19 protein-coding genes and 1 pseudogene are annotated in these 21,570 nt (G+C 42.4%); 11 read left to right on the top strand and 9 right to left on the bottom strand.

All coding sequences use genetic code 11. The features are described 5' to 3' along the window. Nucleotides 1-17: 17 nt before the first annotated feature. The 4 genes and pseudogenes from modA to F7734_RS64200 all read right to left on the bottom strand — a co-directional run. On the bottom strand, nucleotides 18-797 hold the full coding sequence (gene modA, locus F7734_RS35885) for a molybdate ABC transporter substrate-binding protein (RefSeq protein WP_155749264.1): 780 nt from the start codon (nucleotides 795-797) through the stop codon (nucleotides 18-20). Between the two features lie 302 nt (nucleotides 798-1,099). Further along, a complete protein-coding gene (locus F7734_RS35880; RefSeq protein WP_155749263.1) occupies nucleotides 1,100-1,543 on the bottom strand; it encodes a CAAD domain-containing protein in 444 nt (147 codons plus the stop codon). Between the two features lie 98 nt (nucleotides 1,544-1,641). Beyond that, nucleotides 1,642-2,112 carry a BON domain-containing protein gene (locus F7734_RS35875; protein WP_155749262.1) on the bottom strand — a complete coding sequence of 157 codons (471 nt, stop codon included), beginning with the start codon at nucleotides 2,110-2,112 and terminating at the stop codon, nucleotides 1,642-1,644. A 1,471-nt stretch (nucleotides 2,113-3,583) separates the two neighbouring features. Next, nucleotides 3,584-4,756, bottom strand: a pseudogene (locus tag F7734_RS64200) (general stress protein); the annotation flags it as partial. Nucleotides 4,757-5,038: 282 nt separating this feature from the next. On the opposite strand from F7734_RS64200, the gene F7734_RS35865 reads away from it, so the two are divergent. From F7734_RS35865 to F7734_RS35825, 9 genes are all read left to right on the top strand, one after another. Then, nucleotides 5,039-5,269, top strand: coding sequence for a DUF1816 domain-containing protein (locus tag F7734_RS35865; protein ID WP_155749260.1), 231 nt, complete (start codon nucleotides 5,039-5,041; stop codon nucleotides 5,267-5,269). Nucleotides 5,270-5,574: 305 nt separating this feature from the next. Continuing rightward, a complete protein-coding gene (locus F7734_RS35860) occupies nucleotides 5,575-6,261 on the top strand; it encodes a pentapeptide repeat-containing protein (protein ID WP_243147272.1) in 687 nt (228 codons plus the stop codon). Between the two features lie 168 nt (nucleotides 6,262-6,429). Further along, nucleotides 6,430-6,576 (top strand): hypothetical protein, encoded by a 147-nt coding sequence (locus F7734_RS35855; protein WP_155749258.1) that lies wholly within the window; start codon nucleotides 6,430-6,432, stop codon nucleotides 6,574-6,576. Nucleotides 6,577-6,682: 106 nt separating this feature from the next. After that, a complete protein-coding gene (locus tag F7734_RS35850) occupies nucleotides 6,683-7,456 on the top strand; it encodes a pentapeptide repeat-containing protein (RefSeq protein ID WP_155749257.1) in 774 nt (257 codons plus the stop codon). Between the two features lie 389 nt (nucleotides 7,457-7,845). After that, nucleotides 7,846-9,438 (top strand): PAS domain-containing protein, encoded by a 1,593-nt coding sequence (locus F7734_RS64195; protein WP_155749256.1) that lies wholly within the window; start codon nucleotides 7,846-7,848, stop codon nucleotides 9,436-9,438. Between the two features lie 45 nt (nucleotides 9,439-9,483). Then, the gene (locus F7734_RS35840; protein WP_155749255.1) at nucleotides 9,484-10,104 is read left to right on the top strand and encodes an IS607 family transposase; all 621 of its coding nucleotides are present in this window, start codon (nucleotides 9,484-9,486) and stop codon (nucleotides 10,102-10,104) included. A gap of 37 nt (nucleotides 10,105-10,141) precedes the next feature. Beyond that, a complete protein-coding gene (locus F7734_RS35835) occupies nucleotides 10,142-11,359 on the top strand; it encodes an RNA-guided endonuclease TnpB family protein (protein WP_207714293.1) in 1,218 nt (405 codons plus the stop codon). Nucleotides 11,360-11,713: 354 nt separating this feature from the next. Next, nucleotides 11,714-12,346, top strand: a complete 633-nt coding sequence (locus F7734_RS35830) for a TenA family protein (RefSeq protein WP_155749254.1) — start codon at nucleotides 11,714-11,716, stop codon at nucleotides 12,344-12,346. 373 nt (nucleotides 12,347-12,719) lie between these two features. Beyond that, a complete protein-coding gene (locus F7734_RS35825) occupies nucleotides 12,720-13,139 on the top strand; it encodes a pentapeptide repeat-containing protein (protein WP_155749285.1) in 420 nt (139 codons plus the stop codon). Between the two features lie 37 nt (nucleotides 13,140-13,176). Here the strand turns inward: F7734_RS35825 and F7734_RS35820 are convergent, their stop codons facing one another. Next, nucleotides 13,177-14,868, bottom strand: a complete 1,692-nt coding sequence (locus F7734_RS35820; RefSeq protein ID WP_155749253.1) for an NAD-binding protein — start codon at nucleotides 14,866-14,868, stop codon at nucleotides 13,177-13,179. Between the two features lie 370 nt (nucleotides 14,869-15,238). Between F7734_RS35820 and F7734_RS61020 the strand changes: the two genes are divergently transcribed. Next, the gene (locus tag F7734_RS61020) at nucleotides 15,239-15,448 is read left to right on the top strand and encodes a hypothetical protein (protein WP_166482361.1); all 210 of its coding nucleotides are present in this window, start codon (nucleotides 15,239-15,241) and stop codon (nucleotides 15,446-15,448) included. A gap of 339 nt (nucleotides 15,449-15,787) precedes the next feature. Here F7734_RS61020 and F7734_RS35815 read toward each other — a convergent pair whose 3' ends face one another. From F7734_RS35815 to F7734_RS35805, 3 genes are all read right to left on the bottom strand, one after another. Next, entirely contained in the window at nucleotides 15,788-16,966 is a 1,179-nt protein-coding gene (locus tag F7734_RS35815) for a low temperature requirement protein A (RefSeq protein ID WP_155749252.1), read from the bottom strand. 84 nt (nucleotides 16,967-17,050) lie between these two features. Continuing rightward, entirely contained in the window at nucleotides 17,051-19,576 is a 2,526-nt protein-coding gene (locus F7734_RS35810; RefSeq protein ID WP_155749284.1) for a sigma 54-interacting transcriptional regulator, read from the bottom strand. Between the two features lie 205 nt (nucleotides 19,577-19,781). Then, nucleotides 19,782-19,925, bottom strand: a complete 144-nt coding sequence (locus F7734_RS35805) for a hypothetical protein (RefSeq protein ID WP_155749251.1) — start codon at nucleotides 19,923-19,925, stop codon at nucleotides 19,782-19,784. 24 nt (nucleotides 19,926-19,949) lie between these two features. On the opposite strand from F7734_RS35805, the gene F7734_RS35800 reads away from it, so the two are divergent. Beyond that, nucleotides 19,950-20,105, top strand: a complete 156-nt coding sequence (locus tag F7734_RS35800) for a hypothetical protein (RefSeq protein ID WP_347566344.1) — start codon at nucleotides 19,950-19,952, stop codon at nucleotides 20,103-20,105. Here the strand turns inward: F7734_RS35800 and F7734_RS35795 are convergent. Further along, nucleotides 20,056-21,339, bottom strand: a complete 1,284-nt coding sequence (locus F7734_RS35795; RefSeq protein WP_243147271.1) for a bifunctional sterol desaturase/short chain dehydrogenase — start codon at nucleotides 21,337-21,339, stop codon at nucleotides 20,056-20,058. The genes F7734_RS35800 and F7734_RS35795 overlap by 50 nt on opposite strands. Between the last annotated feature and the right edge of the window lie 231 nt (nucleotides 21,340-21,570).

The following is a 21,570-nucleotide window of genomic DNA, read 5'->3' as shown; positions in this document are numbered from 1 at the left end:
AAGAGGTTTAACCATGGCTACTTAATCTTCATAAATCCAAATTTTTCAAAGATAGATATTGCGCGATTGCTTCTAAGAAAATTAATAAATTTACGAGATTCAGCAATATGTTTGCTATGTTTTACAATTGCAATTGTAGAAACAACTGGAGCATGAGAACCTACAGGTGACATCGCCAAAATTTTAACTTTTTTAGAGCGTTTAGCCTCAGTTAAAAAAGTAATCCCAACATCTGCATGACCTGATTCAACATACTTAAGAATTTGCTGCACATCTTGTTCTTCAAAAATACCTTTGGGTTTCACTTGGTCGTAAATTTTGAAAAAATCAAGAATTTCTTTAGCATAAATGCCTGCGTCAATATTTTCTGTTCCTAAGGCAACTCGTTTTACACTACTGTTAAGTAGCTCCGGAAAACTAGAGATACCAGAAAAATTATTTAATGAAATCAATACTATTTCATTCTTCATAAAATTTTGACGAGAATCTTCTAAAATAAAACCTTTGCTTTGCAATTCGTTCATTGGTTTAGCAGAAGCCGGAAGATAGATATCAACAGGCGCTCCCAGTTCAATTTGTTTTTTCAAAACACCGCCACCAGTAATGTTATAATTAACGAAAATATTGGTTTTTTCTTCTGCGTATACTCTACCAACTTCTACCATGACATCTCTAAATACAGCAGCAGCAGAAACAGTCAAAGCCACTGGCTTTGTATGATGTGTATTACAGCTATTTAAACCTAAAGATAAAATAGTATTCGAGCCAGTCAAGATAAGAAATTTTCGTCTTTTCATAAAGTTAGCTTGGTTCTTTCAGCACTAAAACAATCTCAGCCACATTGTTAAGATTGCCTTGCTTTTTATTGTTCCCAAATTGAGCTAACCTCTAACAAAATAAAAGTCAAAAAGGAGTCAAAAAGTAGGTAGGGCTAATGCCCACCGTTTAGTGTTAGTAAGGAATGCCGCTAAAAAGCTGAAAACAAAATGGTCAAGCAAAACAATCCATTTCTGCTTGACCAATAGCATTCAACTAAACAATCATGGCAAAACAACAAGCATTAGAAACTATTTTCCAAATCGCTCAAAAACTAGAAATCTTAAGTTCCTAAAATGTCATTCTTGATAGATTGAATTTGTTCTACTAACTCTTGCCGAGTTGAGCCTTTAAGAAGATAACGAAACACAAACCAAGTAGTATAACTAATTCCAATTAATTCAAAAATTGGAATTAGTAACGGAATATCATTAATGGCATCAAGTATTGCCAAAAATACTCTGCCTGTAACAATTGCAGAAGCAATTAAAACAATAGTAATGATTAATTGCTGATATTGATTAAAAACCTGACCTATCTTATCTGGTAAATCAGCTAAAACTTGTGAAACTTCTTCTGCGATTTGCTGCCATTTATCTTGAGATTTCGCAGCAGGTGGTAACAATGGCTGATTTGGCTTTGTACCTTCGATTGCTGCTGTAGGGGTGGTGATGGTTGTATCTGGAACATCATCAAAAGGTTGGAGTGGCTGTGCGTTAGCTTCCATACTCTTCCTCTGTTAAGTTACTATTGCCACAATAAGTCAAAAGTCAAAATAGATGCTCGTTCGGCAATATTTTTTGACTTTTGACTTTTCACAACTCGCTAGCTTGATGGCTGAGCTACTGTTGCTTTATTAACTACAGTTGTAACACCTTTGATTTCCTTTGCCAAACGCTCAATCTTGTTAAGTTGCTCTTGGTTTGTAACAGTTCCCGCAATTGTGACTGTGCCGTTATCTTCAGCTTCAACAGTTAACTGACCGTTAGGAATGTTAGCTTCTAACTTAGAGCGAACTTCACTTTCTATATCGTCTTCACTTCTGTTTGCAGCCTTGCCATCATTCAAGGCATTATTGCGTTGTTCGCGAGCCCTGATGTCATTATTAAGTTGCTCTCTACGAACTTCGCTTTGAGCATCCTTGAGAGCCGCCTCTGTTGCTTCTGGCGCTGGTGCTTGTGCTGCTTCATTAGTACTGTTAGGCGCATCTGAACTGCTCTTGGAAACATCAGGACTACAAGCAGCTGCACCAAAAACTAAAAGAGAACCAAATACGAAGGGAATAAGCTTTTTCATCTTTAATCAATCCTTTGTTAATAGTTAGTGGTTGGTAGTTGGTGGTTAGTGGTTGGTGGTTGGTGGTTATTGGTTAGTGGTTGGTAGCTATTAACAACTAACAACTAACAACTAACAACTAACAACTAACTATCAACCACTAACACTCCTAAACTCTCTCGTTCCGATGATCAACAATAATGACCGCAGGATCGTCTTTGTCGTACCTGACTCCATGTTCGGTGGAGGTAGTATTTACCACGGGTGCATCATGACGAATGTCTCTATCAACATCGCGGCGGTGAGTACCAGTTGTATCAGCAGCATCGAAGGTATCAAACTCTTGAATACCGTGACGTTTGAGTATGGCTTCCGCACGACGAACTTCATCGTCTGTGCCATCGACAATAATTAGGTAGTCGCCCCTGTTCAAGCGGTCGTTGTAGACTTTGGCGCGGTTCTCAGGAATTCCCAGACCCACAAGTCCACCTGTGACTCCGCCAGCCGCCGCACCAATTCCCGCACCAGCTGCGGCAGTTGCCAATGCTGTGGCGGCAGCACCACCTGCAATCACTGGTCCAATTCCAGGAATCGCTAAAGCACCAAGACCCAACAACAAGCCACCCAATCCGCCTAAAGCTCCGCCTGTGACTGCTCCGGCTTTTGCACCCTCGTCAGCCTTGTTGCCTTTGCCAACGTTTGTACCGCTCAAATTAGCATTGTGATTTCCGTCTTTAGCTATCAACGACACCTGACTTAGAGGAAAACCAGAATCCCGCAATTCGGTGAGTGCCACTTCTGCATCTCGGCGATTGGGGAACACACCAATTGCTCTTCTTCTTCTATATGTTGTAGGTGCTGGAGTACCTACTACAGGATGAATGTCTCTATCAACATCGCGGCGGTGAGTACCAGTTGTATCAGCAGCATCGAAGGTGTCAAACTCTTGAATACCGTGACGTTTGAGTATGGCTTCCGCACGACGAACTTCATCGTCTGTGCCATCGACAATAATGAGGTAGTCGCCCCTGTTCAAGCGATCGTTGTAGACTTTGGCGCGGTTCTCAGGAATTCCCAGACCCACAAGTCCACCTGTGACTCCGCCTGCGGCAGCACCAATTCCCGCACCAGCTGCGGCGGTTGCCAATGCTGTGGCGGCGGCACCACCTGCAATCACTGGTCCAATTCCAGGAATCGCTAAAGCACCAAGACCTACCAACAAGCCGCCCAATCCGCCTAAAGCACCCCCTGTAACTGCTCCGGCTTTTACACCCTCGTCAGCCTTGTTGCCTTTGCCAACGTTTGTGCCGCTCAAATTAGCATTGTGATTTCCGTCTTTGGCAATCAGCGACACCTGACTCATTGGAAAACCCGCATCCCGCAATTCGGTAAGTGCAACTTCTGCATCTCGGCGATTGGGGAATACACCAATTGCTCTTCTTCTTCTATGTGTTGTCGGTGCTGGAGTACCTACTACAGGATGAATGTCTCTATCAGCATCGCGGCGGTGAGTACCAGTTGTATCAGCAGCATCGAAGGTATCAAACTCTTGAATACCGTGACGTTTGAGTATGGCTTCCGCACGACGAACTTCATCGTCTGTGCCATCGACAATAATGAGGTAGTCGCCCCTGTTCAAGCGATCGTTGTAGACTTTGGCGCGGTTCTCAGGAATTCCCAGACCCACAAGTCCACCTGTGACTCCGCCTGCGGCAGCACCAATTCCCGCACCAGCTGCGGCGGTTGCCAATGCTGTGGCGGCGGCACCACCTGCAATCACTGGTCCAATTCCAGGAATCGCTAAAGCACCAAGACCTACCAACAAGCCGCCCAATCCGCCTAAAGCACCCCCTGTAACTGCTCCGGCTTTTACACCCTCGTCAGCCTTGTTGCCTTTGCCAACGTTTGTGCCGCTCAAATTAGCATTGTGATTTCCGTCTTTGGCAATCAGCGACACCTGACTCATCGGAAAACCTGCATCCCGCAATTCAGTGAGTGCGGCTTCTGCATCTCGGCGATTGGGAAATACACCAATTGCTCTTCTTCTTCTGTTTGTGTTGGGTACTGCACCCACTACACCAGGAGTCGCAGCTACAGGGGTGGCTGTTCCTTGCTTGTATTCGGGGCGATCGTAAACGGCAAAATCTTGCACTCCCCCACGGGTCAAAATATCTCTCGCTCTGGCAATTTCAGCGTCAGTACCATCTATAATAACGAGATAATCTCCCCTCTCCAATCTCTCGTTATAAGCTCTAGCCTGTTCTTCAGGAATACCCAAGCCAATTAATGCACCAACTATGCCACCAGTTGCTGCACCAATCCCAGCACCAGCTAAAGTTGTTGCTAGTGCGGTTGCTGTTGCTCCAGCAAGCATAATGGGACCTATTCCTGGAATAGCTAAAGTTCCCAAGCCAACTAACAATCCTGTTAATCCGCCTAACACTCCTCCAGATACTGCTCCAGCTGTGGCACCTTCATCTGCTTTATTGCCAACATTTTCCCGAACTTCAGCACCTGCAATATCATCTTTGCGATCGGCATCCCGTTTAATAACAGATACCCTGTCCATTGGAAAGCCAGAACTTCTTAATTCATGTAAGGCGTTTTCCACATCTTGACGGCGTGAAAATACACCTACAGCACGTCTATGTATACCTACAGCCATGCCCTCTTACCTCAATAAGAAACAACTTTAAATTGGCACATTTTTTTTAATGCTATTAATTCTATTTCTACAGATTTTTATTTAATTTCCATCAATCCCTTGGAATAAATTTTCTATCTATCAGGAGTATTAGCTTTATCCCTTTATAAAATCCATTAAGAAAAGTTAACAAAATGAGAAGTGTTTTTTTTATTTGTTAATAGAGATGCGATCGCACAAAAATCTCCGAGAAAAAATAGTATAAAAGATGTGTAATATTAGAAAAGCGCTTTTGTTATAGATATGCAAAAAAGTACTGAAGATTGGTGGGTTGAAATTATGACAACTAAGCCGCAATGTATTTATTATTTTGGTCCTTTTTTAAATCGTGAAGAGGCAGTTATTGCTTACTCTGGCTACGTTGAAGATTTAACTGATGAAGGAGCACAAGAAATTGTTGTGGTTATTAAACGCTGTTCGCCTGAAGTTTTGACAATATGTGATGAGGATGAGGAGGAACAAGATATGAATTAAGTCAGTCGGCAAAATTAAAGTGAACTAGTTAGAATTGCCATTTGTCATATGTAAGGATTTCAGATGTGTTTATATAGTGTAAGATTGATTCTATTTTTCTACCTATTTGTTTGATTTCAACAAGGCAGAAGGCATCTGTGAAAAAAAGTTTTTCCATTTATCCTGATAGACTCAGTTCATAATAGCTAGTGAGGGAATAGCAGAATTTATTTCTTGAAAACCCCCTCATAAACTGGGTACACTAGAGCAGATAAAAATGGTCACTGGTTACTTCTCGCTGCTCCCTGATAGACATTGACGGTATCTTGCGTCAAAATTTTATCAGTTACACTACTCGTATTCCAAAAATTGAGGCACGGCAAATGTATCCCACCAAACAGCGACAAAGATTGCTTTTTACCCTTTCATCTGTCATGACGGGAGCAATTCTTCTAGCTGGAATGGGAGTTTACACGGCTCTAAATGGTTTACAGCCAAGAATGGGAACGGTAGATAATTCTTCACAAGACACGTTAGTGGTTGAGGCAGATACCTCACAACTACCTATAGACACATCTATTTCGTCAACAGGAACAGATATATCTGTACCAGAACTAGAAGCATCACGGGCAGCACCACCAGTTACAAAGCAGCAAAACGAACCGGGAAAAAACCTTGGTGGTGTTAATTGGCAAGGAAAGAACTTGCAAGGCATGAAACTGCAGAACGCCCATTTAGGGGGTGCAAATCTTCAGAATGCGGATTTAACAAATGTTGATTTAAGCGGTGCAATCCTTGCTGGTGCTAATCTTGCCAATTCTAACTTAAGCGGTGTTAATTTAAGCAATGCAAATCTCAGTGGTGCCAATCTTGACAATGCCAATCTGACCAATGCTAATCTAAGTAGTGCCGACTTAAGAGGAGCTAATCTTGATGATGCTAACCTTGAGGGAGCTCGTTTAAATGGAACTCTTTTAGACGGTGCTAACCTCAGTGGTGCAACTTTACCATAGGGCAATTTATAGGCAGTCAGCTTTTGTCTTGTACTGTGACTAGTGTCACTAAGGTACAAGATATATATCATTTTCCCCTTACTTGTTTATCTCTTAGGTTGAAGTCAAATAAATTATTTTAACCGGAAGATATAAACCAACTTGAATATTGACTCTGGGGGAACTATTATGATTGAAAAACTATTGCTAGCTGCTATCTTAACCTTTTCCCTAAGTTTATTTGCTGAACTGGGCTTGTCTTCTTCTTGGCGAACACCCACTGCAAGAACAGCGCAAAGTCAAACTGTTATGACTCTGACGCCGCAGAAAAATTAAAATAAGTACTTTTACGGCAGTAAAACTGCTGAGAACAGTACGCAAAAATTATAAACCATTTTCCTGATTTTCAACTAGGTCAGGAAAAAAGCACGCATTTTCGCATATGAAAAGCCAAATTTTAGCTACAACCGCATTTTTAACTATTCTCAGCCTCAGTCAAACTGCCCAAGCAGCAAATCCCGAACATATCAGACAATTACTTGCTAGCAAAAAATGTTCGGGATGCGATTTATCCGGTGCTGGTTTGGTTATGGCTGACTTATCGGGGGCAGATTTGAACGGAGCCAATCTTGTAGGGGCTAACCTCAGCCGTGCTAACTTAATCGGTGCCGATTTAAGAAATGCTAACTTGAGCGGCGCGAGTTTCTTTGGTGCTAACCTGAGCGCTGCCAAACTCACTGGCGCGAGTTTAGTAGGTACCGATCTAAGACGTAGCTATCTTTATAATGCAGAGTTAACAAGTACAAATATCAACAGTGCTAACGTGCAAGGCGCGACAGGCATACCCTTACAAAGTGCTAAACCAGAAGAATTTTATGCTTGGGGTGTAGCAGAAGCACAAAAAGGAAACCATCAGGCAGCTATTGACTATTTTACTCAGGCGATCGCAACCAAACCCGATTATGCAGGTGCATATCTTGCTCGTGGTATAGCCCGCTATCAAAGCATGGACAGACAAGGTGCATTCCAAGACGCCCAAGTCGCAGACAAGTTATTTACATCTGAAAAGAACGCCGCAGGAATGCAAACAGCGCAAGCATTTATCCAAGAATTACAAACACCCTACACAGATCCTGCACTCAAACCAGCCAAACCCACTTTTGTTGATTTTGTAGGAAGTATTGGTTCCCTCTTACTGCAATTTTTGCCATTTTAATACTTAGTTGGTTGTTAGTTGTTAGTTGTTAGTTGGTAGGGCTAAATCCCACCAAAGTTGTGAGTAGGGTGAGTGAAAACTGGCAAAACAACGTGCGGTTTTATCCTTTGTTTCAGCATACTTGGGGACAAGTAAAAACATAATTGTCTAATTAGCGGCGAGGGGTTCAGCGAAGCTCTGAAGTACTCATTCTTCCATTGACCCTCTCGCCGCCTCATTTAGTTAAAGTTTCATCGATTTTGAAAAAGTAATTTATTATATTTTATTTAATCATTATTACATTATTACAATTGTATCGAAGACTAAAAACCCTGGTTATCGTGGCTGCTTTACAATAATTTCGCTTTATCTGCTTCTATTATGACCTCGGAGATATTGTTGCCTCACTTATGAATAAATTAGTTTTATCCGAAGAAGCTTTTTTCTTTGAGCGATCGCTCGATCTGCTGTCGGTCATTAGTATGGATGGTTACTTTAAGCGGATCAATCCCATGTTTACCGAAACCCTCGGCTACTCAGAAGCAGAATTATTAGCCAGTTCTTTTTTGAACTTCGTGCATCCAGACGACCACTCTGCCACGCTGGCAGAAATGGAGAAGTGGAATACGGGGATACCAACAATTAATTTCAATAATCGTTATCGTACAAAGGATGGCTGCTACCGATGCCTGGCATGGACAGGAGCGCCACAGATTGACCGGGGAGTCATGTATTGCGTTGCTCGTGACATAACAGAGCAAAAAAAGACCCAAGCCGCCCTACAAGAAAGCGAGGAGCGCTTGAAATTAGCCCTGGAGGGCAGTAAGGACGGTACCTATAAATGGATTCTCGATCGCGGTCAGGCAATCAGGAATGAAGCCGGCGATGTGTTGCGTATGGTAAGTTCCCACTCCAATGTCACAGAACGTAGGGAATTGGAAGCCGCCTTACAACGCGCCAACTTTGAACTAGAACAGCGTGTTGCCGAACGAACTGCCCAGTTAGAGCAGGTAAATGCAGCACTGCAAGAGAATGAAGACCGTTTGCGGCTAGCGATCGCACCTGCCCAATTGGGAACCTGGGATTGGAATCTGGTTACAGGAGAATTGAAATGGGATACCGGTTGCAAAGCCATGTTTGGGCTACCGCCTGATGCCGAGATTAGCATAGAGGTGTTTTTTGAGGGCATACATCCTGATGAGCGCGATCGTCTGAAGGAAATTGTTCAGGAGGCACTAAATTTTGCGTCGAGCGCCTTCTGTGATGCTGAGTATCGCACAATCGGCATTGAGGATAAAGTTGAACGCTGGCTGAGGACAAAAGGGCAAGCCTACTATGATGCCACCGGAAAACCGCTACGTTTCATTGGTACGGTGTTGAATATTACCGAGCAAAAACTTGCCGAAGCGCAATTAATTCATGATGTTTTTCACGATTCACTGACTGGATTGCCAAATCGTGCCTTATTTATTGAAAGGGTAGAGGGCGCGCTAGTGCTAACAAAGCGTCATTCGGACTACAGATTTGCTGTCCTGTTCCTAGATGTGGATCGCTTTAAAGTTATCAACGATAGTCTTGGTCACGCGATCGGGGATCAATTGCTCACTGCGCTGGCACGCAGATTAGAAAGGTGCGTGCGTGCAGGAGATACAGTTGCCCGCTTAGGAGGAGATGAGCCAATAGAGTGGGTTTCCAACCCAACAGGTACGGGACGCACCCTAGTATTGAGATTGCCGGACTGTGAAGCAACTGTAGAACTCGAACAAATCTGGAAACAGAATCCCCTACCGACGCCCATTTTTCTGCGACAGCTTGTAGGATCGTCCGAGGTGAAGGATGAGTGCGCGATCGCAAAAGAAGAGTTTTACGACAATCTGGAGGTTCAATCCCTGATTGTCTCGTTGCAGGGTCAAATTGCCGATGTTAAATACGATATCGAGCGCTACTCGCAACCTAAAGATGCAACAGAAGCCATGATGTTGAGGATATTGACTAATGATTAAAACCTATCTATACTTACCTATAATTTTCTGGTATGAATAGGTTTTCTGTCTAATTATAGACCACATGAATTCGCAAAACTAATAGGAAAATCAGTATCGACACTCAGACGTTGGGATAGCGAAGGGAAATTACCAGCGAAGAGAGGATTGGGCAATCAACGATTTTATGATGATTCAGATATTGCCAAAGCTTTGAATTTAGAGTTGACTAGCTCCCAAAGTAATAAAGCTATTATTTATTGTCGAGTAAGCACAAATAACCAAAAGCCGGAACTCGAAACGCAAATCAAGTCTATGGAGACTTTTTGTTTAAACGCGGGTATACCTATTGAAAAAGTACTAAAAGAAATAGGTGGAGGATTAAATTTCAAACGAAAAGTATTTATTAATTTAATGAAATCCATCAGAATAGGCGAAACCAAACACATAGTAGTAGCTCACAAAGATCGTTTAGCGCGGTTTGGATTTGATTTTTTAGAAGAATTCGCTTCTTGGTATGGATGTAAAATTACTGTAGCTAATCAAGAGTCCTTATCTCCACAACAGGAAATGGTAGAAGATCTGATGGCTGTAATTCATTGCTTTAGCAGTAGGCTATACGGTCTTAGAAGGTATAAAAAAGCCGATCTAAAAAAGTTCATAGAATCAATTGACAAACCTACCTAAACCTTGCTAAAGTCTTTTAATTAACAAGGTAAACGTCGTGTACGCATTCAAGAGAGAATTGAAATTAAATAACAAAGAAACCTCTAAAATGCGAGGCATGGCAGGGTTTAGGAGATTTGTTTATAACTTCGGATTAGAGATGTTAAAAGCATCTTGGAGTTTCGAGGGAATAAAAGCTTCTGACTCATTTCGCTTAAACGAAATCAAGAAAGTCTTTACGAATCATGTAATGACATTGCCTGAATATGCTTGGACTAGAAAATACCCTTCACTCATTTATCAATCAGCATTTCAAGATTTAGCTGATGCTATTGCTAGATGGCGTAAGGGTTTGGCTAAATTCCCAGTTTTAGCCAGTAAGAAAAAGGGTGATAAATTTACGCTTTATAAAGCTAATGCCGTTTATCCAAAAAAAGGAGAACCTGCTTTACCTTTTACGAATCGCGTTGTGATTGAACCAGGAAGACATATTAATTTACCAGGATACGGAATAGTTAAGTCAAAAGAAAAAGTTGATTACTACTATTCGTCACAGAGATTTACTGTATCTCGCACTGCTGATAGATGGTTTGTGTCTTCAAATATTGATGCTGAGCATGTTCCACCCATCATTCACAAAGTTGAAAAAGTTGGCATAGATTTAGGTGTTGCCACCTTTGCTACATTAAGTGATAATTCAACGATAGTTGCTCCAACCACTCTTAAACAAGCGAAAACCAAGCTGAGTAAGTTGCAGTGGCGCAATCGTCACAAACAGTTAGGTAGCAAGAAGAAGGGAATACGCGCTTCTAACAATGCCAAGAAATTTTCTAGAGAGTTAGGTCGAAAACATAGTAAAATAGCTAACGTTCGTAAAGATTTTTTGCACAAAACAACTACGAAAATCAGTAAAAAATATTATCAGATCCGCCTGGAAGATTTAAATGTCAAAGGCATGATGGCTAATCATAAACTAGCTGAAGCTGTGTCTAATAATGGATTTTACGAATTTCGTAGGCAGTTAGAGTACAAGCAATCTCATTACGGAACAAAGGTTGAAATAGTAGATAGATGGTTCCCCAGCTCTAAAACTTGTTCTGAATGCGGTCATAAACAGGATATGAAATTATCCGAACGAGTGTTTAACTGTGGTGGATGTCAAGTTTCCATTCCAAGAGATTTAAATGCTGCTATCAACTTAAAAAATGCGGATAATCATTTAGCGGCATTTAAAGAAAAAAAGAGCATAAAACGCTCTAGGGGAAAAGATTTATAATTCAGAATTTAAAGTATCGTAGTGACCCTGGCTTGGGGTTGAAGTCCTGGTGTGCAGGAAAAACGCTTGTGGACAAGAAGGAGCCGACTCCCTTGGTTGAAGCAAGAACTAAACATCGAATTTATTGAATCTTGAGAGTAAGTAGGTTTGAGTAAGTTTTAGAAAGCAGGCACAACAAAGAGAAACTGCAAGAACTCGAACAACAACTGGCTTCTTGCGCTAACGTATGAAAAGTCCTATGTATGCGAAGACAGCGCTACTACAAACATAGGATACAATCAACGATTTAAAAAATTGTTATTACCTACTAAACGAACAACTAACCACTAACGATCAACCACTATCTACTAATCAATGACTCTTTCCAGTAATTTATGGGAAGCCAATCAAGATATAGCCCAAGCTTGTCTTCAGCATCCTTTTGTCCAAGGTATAGGGGATGGTACACTTGCCCGCCAAAAATTTACCTACTATGTTGGACAAGATGCGTTTTTTTTGGAAGCTTTTGCTCGTGCTTACAGCATAGCTGCAGCTAAAGTTCCTAACTTTTCCGATTTTCTAACGTTTCATTCCTTAGCCGATGGGGTTTTACAAGAACTCAAGTTACATGAAGGATATGCTGCGCGGTGGGAAATCGATTTACGTTGTATAGAACCTGGAGTCGCTACCCGTCGTTATACAGATTTTTTACTATCAACTGCTTGGAGTGGGGATGTAGGTTTAACTGCTGCGGCTATGTCCCCTTGTATGCGTTTGTATGCTTTTTTGGGCAAACAATTAGCTCTTAATGGTATTCCCAGCCATCAATATAGTGATTGGATTTGTACTTACAGCAGCGATGATTTTTTACCGCTCACACAACAATTAGAAAGTTTGGTTGACAGTTATGCCAGTCATACAGCACTAGTAGAGTCAACTTACCGCTATGCTATGTTTTGCGAACAAGATTTTTTCCAAGCAGCATGGAGCTATGGCAGTGACCAGTGACCAGTGACCAGTGACCAGTAATCAGTGACCAGTGACCAGTGACAGTTAACAACTAACAACTAACCACTAACCACTAACCACTAACCACTAACAATTTTTGTGGATTTAATTGTTTTTTCTCTCAATAAAATAATTTAACAACAGTTATTAAATAACCATATCTTTGGTGTCAAACAAGCTTTTGACAAGGCTTGTTCCTTAACAAATCAGCATCATAGAGTTGTTCAAAAATGACTTTGTTGGACTTGCTATGGTGGTAATTTTGTAGTAAATAATGACAATATTTGTCAGACTCACACATTGTAACACAATTAACTTACACTATATGTTGTCCGAGGTTTACTGCAAAGGTTTGTATGATAACGATCGCAAAATGGAGATCGATGAATTGTTGAGACGCTATCAGGAAGGAGAGAGGGATTTCAAGGGTGTCATCCTGATAGGCTGTTACTTACCAGAAATCAATCTGAGCGGAGCTAATTTACAAAGAGCTTCTCTAAGTGAGGTTAATTTAAGCAGAGCTGATTTGACTGGTGCCGATCTAACAGAAGCATCTCTAGTCAGAGCCAATTTAACTGGAGCCAACCTAACGGGTGCTAATTTGAGTGGGGCTAATCTTTTTGAAGCTAAGCTGACGGGGGCGACACTTGATGGTGCGGAATTAAAAATGGCGGATTTGATAGATGCAGATTTTACAGCAGCCAGTTTACACGGAGCCAATCTGTACGGGGCATACATGATGGGAACTCTGTTACAAGGCGTAATTATGCCAGATGGTACTATACATCCCTAGAGGGGTTAGGGGTAAGGGGCTAGAAAATCAATTGCCCCTAACTTGCCATAGCTTGTGATGGAGTGTTGCGCCACAATTGATACAATCTTGTGGCTGGCATCGTGAGATACAAAATATCCCCTCCACTCAAGCTTGTTTCTAATAAATCCCAACCATGAATAGTTTGGGAGTTCGTTTCCAAATATAAAGGAACAAAATCAGCGGACATAGCAGCTTCTCTCACTCGCAAACCACAAAAAGGATGTGCGGGTGTAATTAAAGTGGCAAAAGCGACCCAAAGACTATCTCCTGTAATACCATTGCCAAGTATTTTGCCACCGAGTGCAGCTGCCGCAAAGGCTGGGGCTGCTAGTTCCGCAGGGCAGAGAACTGCCTCAAAGTCAAATACCTGTTGTGCCACACCTGCAAAGTCAGGATCTGCATAATGAACGATGACTGGCACTTTGGGTGCTAATGCTTTGGCTTTTAAAGCAATTTCCAGATTGGTTGCATCATTCCCTGTCATAGCTAACAATGATGCCGCAGTTTCCATATTGCTGGCTTTTAGTGTTGCGGGAAAGCTAGCATCGGCATGGATAACGGGAATACCCCATCCACGAGCAGTGTTAACATATTTGTTGTTAGCATCGCGCTCAATCACCACAACTTCATGCCCGCTATTGTGCAGTTGCTGGACAATTTTTATACCAATACCCCCCAAACCACAAATAATGTAGTGATTGCGATGAGGAACTCGTGCTGCATCCCAAAATTGCTTGAAGCGTGTTCCTAGAATAAAATCGTTGAGCAACGCATACCAAATACCAAAGACTGCTGCTCCGATTAACATCATCACAACAGTAAATAACTTAATACTGATAGGAGCTTGTCCTATTAATGCATCATTACCCCCCGCACCTGTAATCATACCTACGGAAAAATACAGGGCATCAACCACAGACATCTTTAACTCAGCTGACACGTAAGTGAGTGTGGCAACCAAAATAATAAACAATAGAACTAAAGCACCTACTAATACCGATTGAGCGTGTTGTTTAAAGTGCCGGAGATTGGTAAGAACTTTTAGCAGTTTGGCAATGAGTGATTTACGGGCGGGACGAATGCAGGGTTGGGTTCCGACGATGAGGCGATCGCCCACCTTCAATTCTTGCCCAGATGCTACCGCCGTAACTAAATCCACCTCACCTTCCACAGGCAGATAGTAAATGAGGACACGCGATCGCTCATTCCACAAATCGCTCAACTTACAACCCTGCCAGGGGTGGTGTTCGTCAATCAATTCTTCATGGATAGGCCAAGTGTGTCCAAAAAGCTTAATTTGTCCGATCGCTTTGTTACCCAAAGCCGCAAACGTGAAGACTGGTGCTGCCAAACCCGCAACACTCATACTCCAGTGGTTGGGCACGGTGTGATCCAGCCGTTCCCCCAAACTTGTGTTAAAGAAGCGATTGATAATGCGAATGCGTGGATTTAACACCCGCGCCTGCATCATAATCGCCAAATTCAGTTCATCATCAGGTCCGGCAATGACTACCGTATGCGCTTGCTGAATTCCGGCGGCAATGAGAGTGCTAGCTGCAAGTAAGTCACCAACAATCACATCACCTGCTGTTTCGCTAGGGATATGTTGGTGATGAATGCCGACGACTAGCGCCCCCTGCTGTCTCAGCAAACGAAAGACCTTATATCCGGTTCGTCCTAAGCCACAGACAATAATTCGAGGTTTCATGAATGGGCAGCATAACTGACAGGAAAGCTGCATTTTTAATACTAATTTACATTTTGGCCGAATTCTTTCATTTTGAACTGTAGCCAGCAACACGGTTGCCCTAAATTTTCAGGCACTTTTTTCAGTTTTAAAAAGTCAATCGTATTTGTAACGGCATTCTTTTTAGAAATTAACAATTGTGAAAAAATTAGCTCAAATAACAGCTTTTTTCTGAATTTTATGTACTTTATTGGTAGCAGAAACAATATCAGCCACACCGCAAACTCCACAACCACAAACAGCATCCAGACCGTTATCTGCTCCTAACGTCATAATGAAAGTACAGCGCAGCTCTGGTACCTGTCCCCAATCAGTTGGATTGTGATGGTTTTTGCTCCCCTATGAAGGTGGTGCAGAACACACAGCAGTTGCCGAGACAAAAGCATTTGCCGATTCAACCAAGTTAGTTTCATCTAATAACAAACAATTTCTTGAATTTGTATCACCTTTAAGAAGTAATTACGCTTCTTGTGTAGGTCTGTTGCAGACTAGGAACGAAGGCAGAAAGCAAAAGACAGAGGACAAAGGCATTTTATTATAAGCTTTTGCGCCTTCTGCCCTCTAACGAGGGTACTTTTGCCTTCATATAGTAGCAGAGAAGTTGATTAATGAAGTTGTTGACGGAGAGACTTTTCAAATTCTTGAACAGCATCAGGAAATAAACACTCTCACCTCTTACCTCTGCGTACTCTGCGTCTCGGCGGTTAAATAAATTTACTTTTGAACCACAGAGGCGCAGAGAGCGCACCAGAGATGAAGATGAGGAATTGCAGCCTGAATCAAAATTTTGTCAGTTACCTTCACAGGGAGCTTGTAGGCAGTGCCCACCCTACAAAATTCGGTAATAGTGTTGGACGCTCGTGACTTTCCTTTGCCCGATCTAAATTTCTGGATCGACTAAGCGAGTTGTAGGACGGCTTTGCGATACATCCTGCACGACTTGTACGACACAAACTAAAGTCACAAGTCCCATGACAGCTATGGGTAACAAGCCTTTGCTTAAAAATGCAATTGCTAGTAAAACAAATGCAGCCCCCAGGCGGTACTTGGTACGAATTTTACAATAGAGGATGACACCGAGACGGTGAAGAACAGCTAGAGATAAATAACACAGAGCAAGAGAACCGCACAACAGCCAACGAATATCATCGGGTAGTGCAACCTCAGGATTGCTTAACAGTACCAGTTCTACTGCCACTCCAGCAGCAGCAATACCAATTACGAGGGGGAGATGGGTGTACAGCCAAATATTGATAAGAACCGCTCTTCCCTCTGTCTGAGTTCGTCGAATGGGTGTACCACCAAGGTTGTCAAAATACACCCACCACAAGCTCAAAGCTGTACACAATCCCAAAACGGCAGTCATTGCTGTTGAGATTTGCCAATTCTTTTGAGATACACCATCTACGACTGCAATGACTGCTTCACCCAGAACAATAATTGTAAACAGTCCGAAACGTTCTGGTAAGTGAGAGGGATGGGGTGGTAATTGAAGCTGTAACTTGCTTGCTGTTATGGGTGTTGCAAAGTCAATAATAAGTCCCACTCCCCAAAGTACAAAACGCCAAGGAGATGGTAAAAATGCTGACACCAGCCAGCAAACAGCAGCGATCGCAAAACCTGTCGCAAAACGATTTGTTAGGGGACGTGCTCCGGGAATATGATGTCCCGCACGAATATATTCAATCACGAGCACGATACGTCCCAATGCGTAGGAGATGGCAAAACCAGCTGCGGTTTTATCCAACCCGTGATGTATGTTGACAGCCATTGCTGCTGCTGTTGCCATATGCAAACCCACAAGCAGCCGCCTTGCAACATCATCGCTATCAAAGCGATTGGCATAGAATGTAGTACCAATCCACGACCACCACACTGGTATAAATAAAACAACAAACCCCATCAATCCTGACAGGGAAATATGTTCGTGGAGATAATGAGCAAGTTGAGAAACTGCAACGACAAAAACTAGATCGTAAAAAAGCTCCAACCATGTGGCGCGTCGTTCTTCTTCATTCCCTTTTCCAATTCGCAAGCGTGGCGGTTCTAAAAAATTCATATTGCTAATTGCTAATTGCTAATTGCTAATTGCTAATTGAGTTTTACCATGAACTATTAACTATTAGCCATTAGCCATTAGCTATTAGCCATTCACAATAATCACCCACAAACTTGCAGCTAGTCCGATCGCTGCTAAATGTTGCCAAAAGAGCGATCGCATGGGTTGACGGGCAATTTTTTGTGTGAGAATAACAGTGAAAAGAACTGAAAAAATCAAAGTACTGCCTTGTAGAAAAGCAATGACTGCTGGGTGAGCAACTAATATAGGTAGCTGTTCGCCATTGAGACCAAAAGTTGCAAAAGTGACGGGTAAAATCCGTCCTCCTTCTGCTAAACCCAGGCGCAGGTAATGGGCTAAGTTACCACCAAGCACGAGTGGTAGATAACCGTATGCTAGTTCGATAAATGGTCTTGGCTTGAGTTGAGAACCAAAACGAGACAACCCATATGCGGTAAAGGGAATCACAACGGGAATGACTAAAGCAAACAACGATAAACCTAAGTGTGGTAGAAACTGTGTGAGGTCGAAATGCAACCCCAACCAAGATTGCAATTCCGGTAAACGGTGGAGATAGATACCTCCTAGTAGTAAAAATAACAATGCCACTTCATAAGAACGGGGTACATGAGTTGTCCAAAGTTCCATTCCAGGAGGACGTAAATTAAACTCAACGGAACGATGGGGACACGCTTTCAAACAAGTCATGCATAATACGCAATCTCTGTTATCTTCTAACTGTGCTGGGTGGGAGTACAAGGGACACCCCCCTGTTTCCATACCTTCGCCTTTTTGCGGTCCACCCTTATAGCACTGATATGTGGTACATGTTGCAGAACAAATTCCTTGTTGCGCTCGCAATTCTGTCATGGCAAGTTTGGCAAACAAACCATTCATTCCACCAATAGGGCAAAGATATCGACACCAAAAGCGCCTTTCAAAAAGAGCAGAAAAAATGACTGCGCCTGCGGTAATTAATAACAGTAAACAACCTGAAAGATAAGCCGTATTTTCCAAATTCCAAAGTTCTTCCCATAGGAAAATCAAAGTGAATAACCCGAAGAGAAACCATCCTCCCCATTTTTCGGCTTGCTCTCTTGGCCAACGCTTCAGTTTTCGCTTAAACAGCCATAAGGAAAGCTTCTGGGTGACTTCTCCATAAATCATGAAGGGACAAACAGCGCACCAAATACGACCTAAAAAGGGAAATGCTAGCAGAAAAAAAGGCCACCACCATGCCCAAAATAAATTTAGGGCAAAATTGCGATCGCGTGTTTGCGGACCAACAAAAAGCACGGCAACGATAAAAGCAAAGGCTATCAAAGTAAAACCATAATTCATGCGATCCGGCCACCAGGGGCTGCGGAGAAATTTCCGCAAATTGGGGTAGGCATTTAAAAGATTGACTCGAAATTCCTTTTTCTTTGTTTGAGCCGACCAGAAAATTTCTTCTGTCAGAACTTTTGCTTCTCCTGCTTGCACGATTGCCCGTTCCACAAGGCTTTGTAGTTCCTTAAGATTTCCGGGAAAATCATAGGATTGCAAGCGGCGTAAGGCTTCTGGTGTCACCGTAGGTTTTGAAATTCCTCTTGCCCTGGTATAAAGACTGATGTAATAATCTACTTGCGCTTTTACATCAGTTTTTCGTACCCGTAACGGTGGGACTTTGATAACTTGACCTACACAACGCTTAATAGTTGGCTGAATTTTTTCGGCAACAATCAAAATACGAGCACGGGTAGCACGAGGTTCAGCAGGTGGTTCCCCCGAACGAGTCAGGGGGCTATACTGAGATGTTTTTAATAAATTAGCTAATGCTGGTAACAACTCTTGAGGGGTTTCTTGGATGTTGTTGAGAACTAAAGTTCCTTCCCCCAGCCATTCTAACAGTCCTGGTTTGCCCCCATAACGACCAAATAAGTCAGCACCACTCGTTTGTAGAATTCCGCAGTTCACTTTGATAATAGGTTCTCGGCGGTAGGAAGAACCAAAATGAATGAGGGCAGCTATATTGTCCTTTTCTAACCCTGGTTCACCAAAAATCAAGACCGATTTGCGATCGCCCGCCGCTTTTCTAATTTCCTCCCGCAACCGCACTGCATAACGACTTGTCCCCACAATTCCACGCTGTGCTTTTGTGACTAAATAAGGTCGTAAGGCAACAGAACGTTCTTGTTCGTAGTTAAGGGCAGATGTTAGCTGAGCCACTTCTTGAGCCATTTGACGAGAAACAGCCTGAGCAACTTCTGGGTATTGAGCGAGTATTTCCCGAAATTTAGCAGCAGGTAGAACCCACACGTGACATTCTGTCACTGTGGTAATTGTACGCTGAACTGTTTCATCTAACAGCAGTTCTTGTAAGTTAATCACCGAACCAGGAAGAAAACCAACAGCTAATGATGGGTTCGTTTTATTAGTACTGTCGCTTTCCAATTGACCTTGTTTCAAAATATACAGAGCTTCTGGAAGAGACGCTTCACTCACCAAACGATAATTAGCTGGAAAAACTTTTTCTTCTATAACTTCAGATAACGCATTCAACGACGCAGGAGAAAGAATTCCCAAAGCCGTGCGTTCTTGTAGCCATGTTAATATTTCTGTAGATGCCATCATACGATTTTAGATTTTAGATTTTAGATTTTGGATTGATAAAGTCATGTCTGAACTTGATTTTTCAACTATCTTTCGCCTTGTTTGTTCAACTTTGTCTGATATTTTTCTAATGATATTTGGCAATTCTTTACTATTCCAGTGTTAGAATACCCGCTTTCATATCCACTATCAATCGTTTACTTTGTAACCATTGGCGACCAAGTCAAACCTCTGTTAATTCTTCACCTACATGGACAGGTATATTAAAATCTTGTCCATCAATTCGTACTTGACCTAAATATAATTCAAATTCTGCTTCTCCTCGTGCAGTTAACATTGCCTGCTGTTTTATATATGTCCAACCCATGCTTCTGCAAGTGGGGACAAGACAGTGAAACTGTGGAATGTCACCACTTGCAGAAAACTCAGAACCTTCAAAGGGAATTCAGACCGAGTGATTAGCGTCAGCTTCAGCCCTGAGGGCAATACAATTGCCTCTATTTTGACTGCATTGCCCCCATTTCTGATGGTAAAACTGACTCAGTAGTTCCTTGAGGTAAAACCTTTGAATTGCTAAAAAATCTGAAATAGGTTGATACAAAAAATTCCTTCAGAGGAAATAGTAGATATGTAAAAGGATTGATTGCCACAATAATATTGCGGGTATCGCGTTTGGCTGATGCTACAATCTGCCGTGCTACCCAATCACCGGACATAACTCCAATGGGATTAAGGTTGCTTTTAAAAGGTCCTAGAATTAATTTGCGTATTACACAAGGAGCATCTAAACGACGTAATGTGACTAAATCTCCCAGAGCACGTTTGGAAAGTTCGTACAAAGGGCTAATCGCAGGGCTGACTTCTGCTTCAGAAGTATTCACCCACACTTCTTTGAGAGCTACGTGTTCGTGAGTCCGAACGGTGGTTAAAAAGAGTTCGAGCAGTCGCCAACTAGAAAAGGTATTGATTTCGTAAGATTTAAAAATTGCTTCTGATGTTCTTTCACCTTTAACGTTAATACCATGGTTGAGGACTAAAATATCTATCTGCTTGAGATGTTCGAGCAGTTCTCCCTCTTGTCCTACTTCCCAAGAAATTGTCTTTACTGCTAGTGGTTTGCCATTGACTGTCAAAGTGATGGGTTCCGATTTTGAACTCAGGGCTACCACCTTTGCACCCGCTAAATGTAAATGCAAAAGCAGCGATCGCCCCAGAGTTCCCGATGCTCCCGTGACTGCAATTTTCTTACCCTTCAGTGCCAGTGCTGTACCCATGAGCTTATCTATAAAAGTAAAAGTACTGCAATAGTAAGCGCGATCGTTATCAAAATGATGCCGCCAGTGATAGGGTCGATTCACGAACCAGTTCCCCGGAGGGGTCAAGAAAGGACCAGGTAGGTGAGTCACATCGGTTTTTTCCCGCGCCCATTCGCTGCCAACCCCACGTGCTATGCAGCTAGCTAAAAACATCAAAGTGTAAAGCGTTCCCATGAGGGCTGCCAATTGGTACTGTGGCGTCCACTGAGAACAAGCCCACCAAAATACCAGTGAAAACAGCAACATCACAAGGCATTCAGGCAAATCATGACGCCATTGTGCCTGACGATAGATTTTGGCATTCACGACGTTCAAATCTCGATGAAAAACACGATGATGCCAAGCGTGTTGTCGATATAGTGGTTGCCAGTAATGGGCTAAGACGTGATATAAATCTCGTACTAGTTCTGCCCATAAAAGAGAGCCTAGTCCCCAAGCCGCGATCGCTATCCAAAAGGACACCATAACCTACTTTACTTACACTCCAAAATTATTGTGTTGCAATTGCGTTGGTATTGCACATGAACAGCCCAACTTGTGTGGCTTAGAGTGACTAGAAAGACATAGTACAATCCCCTAGTAATATATACCGAGAAAAACTCACTTGGCAAAAAGTTTAGCTAGAATTGCTTTGCCCAGACCGCTCAACTCGTTTTGCCCAGACCCCAAACTCGTTTTGTCCAGACCGCCCAACTC

Source organism: Scytonema sp. UIC 10036, from assembly GCF_009725235.1.
The sequence above is the reverse complement of the archived record's forward strand: the minus strand, read 5'-3'. Positions and strand labels throughout refer to the sequence as shown.

Excerpts from the sequence above, each read along its gene's own strand:
- F7734_RS35855 (WP_155749258.1), top strand. The coding sequence starts at position 6,430 with ATGATTGAAAAACTATTGCTAGCTGCTATCTTAACCTTTTCCCTAAGT.
- F7734_RS35795 (WP_243147271.1), bottom strand. The coding sequence starts at position 21,339 with ATGGTGTCCTTTTGGATAGCGATCGCGGCTTGGGGACTAGGCTCTCTT.
- F7734_RS35805 (WP_155749251.1), bottom strand. The coding sequence starts at position 19,925 with ATGGGTTGGACATATATAAAACAGCAGGCAATGTTAACTGCACGAGGA.
- F7734_RS35815 (WP_155749252.1), bottom strand. The coding sequence starts at position 16,966 with ATGAATTTTTTAGAACCGCCACGCTTGCGAATTGGAAAAGGGAATGAA.
- F7734_RS35880 (WP_155749263.1), bottom strand. The coding sequence starts at position 1,543 with ATGGAAGCTAACGCACAGCCACTCCAACCTTTTGATGATGTTCCAGAT.
- F7734_RS35825 (WP_155749285.1), top strand. The coding sequence starts at position 12,720 with ATGGAGATCGATGAATTGTTGAGACGCTATCAGGAAGGAGAGAGGGAT.
- F7734_RS64195 (WP_155749256.1), top strand. The coding sequence starts at position 7,846 with ATGAATAAATTAGTTTTATCCGAAGAAGCTTTTTTCTTTGAGCGATCG.
- F7734_RS35875 (WP_155749262.1), bottom strand. The coding sequence starts at position 2,112 with ATGAAAAAGCTTATTCCCTTCGTATTTGGTTCTCTTTTAGTTTTTGGT.
- F7734_RS35830 (WP_155749254.1), top strand. The coding sequence starts at position 11,714 with ATGACTCTTTCCAGTAATTTATGGGAAGCCAATCAAGATATAGCCCAA.
- F7734_RS35810 (WP_155749284.1), bottom strand. The coding sequence starts at position 19,576 with ATGGCATCTACAGAAATATTAACATGGCTACAAGAACGCACGGCTTTG.
- F7734_RS35850 (WP_155749257.1), top strand. The coding sequence starts at position 6,683 with ATGAAAAGCCAAATTTTAGCTACAACCGCATTTTTAACTATTCTCAGC.
- F7734_RS35865 (WP_155749260.1), top strand. The coding sequence starts at position 5,039 with ATGCAAAAAAGTACTGAAGATTGGTGGGTTGAAATTATGACAACTAAG.
- modA (WP_155749264.1), bottom strand. The coding sequence starts at position 797 with ATGAAAAGACGAAAATTTCTTATCTTGACTGGCTCGAATACTATTTTA.
- F7734_RS35820 (WP_155749253.1), bottom strand. The coding sequence starts at position 14,868 with ATGAAACCTCGAATTATTGTCTGTGGCTTAGGACGAACCGGATATAAG.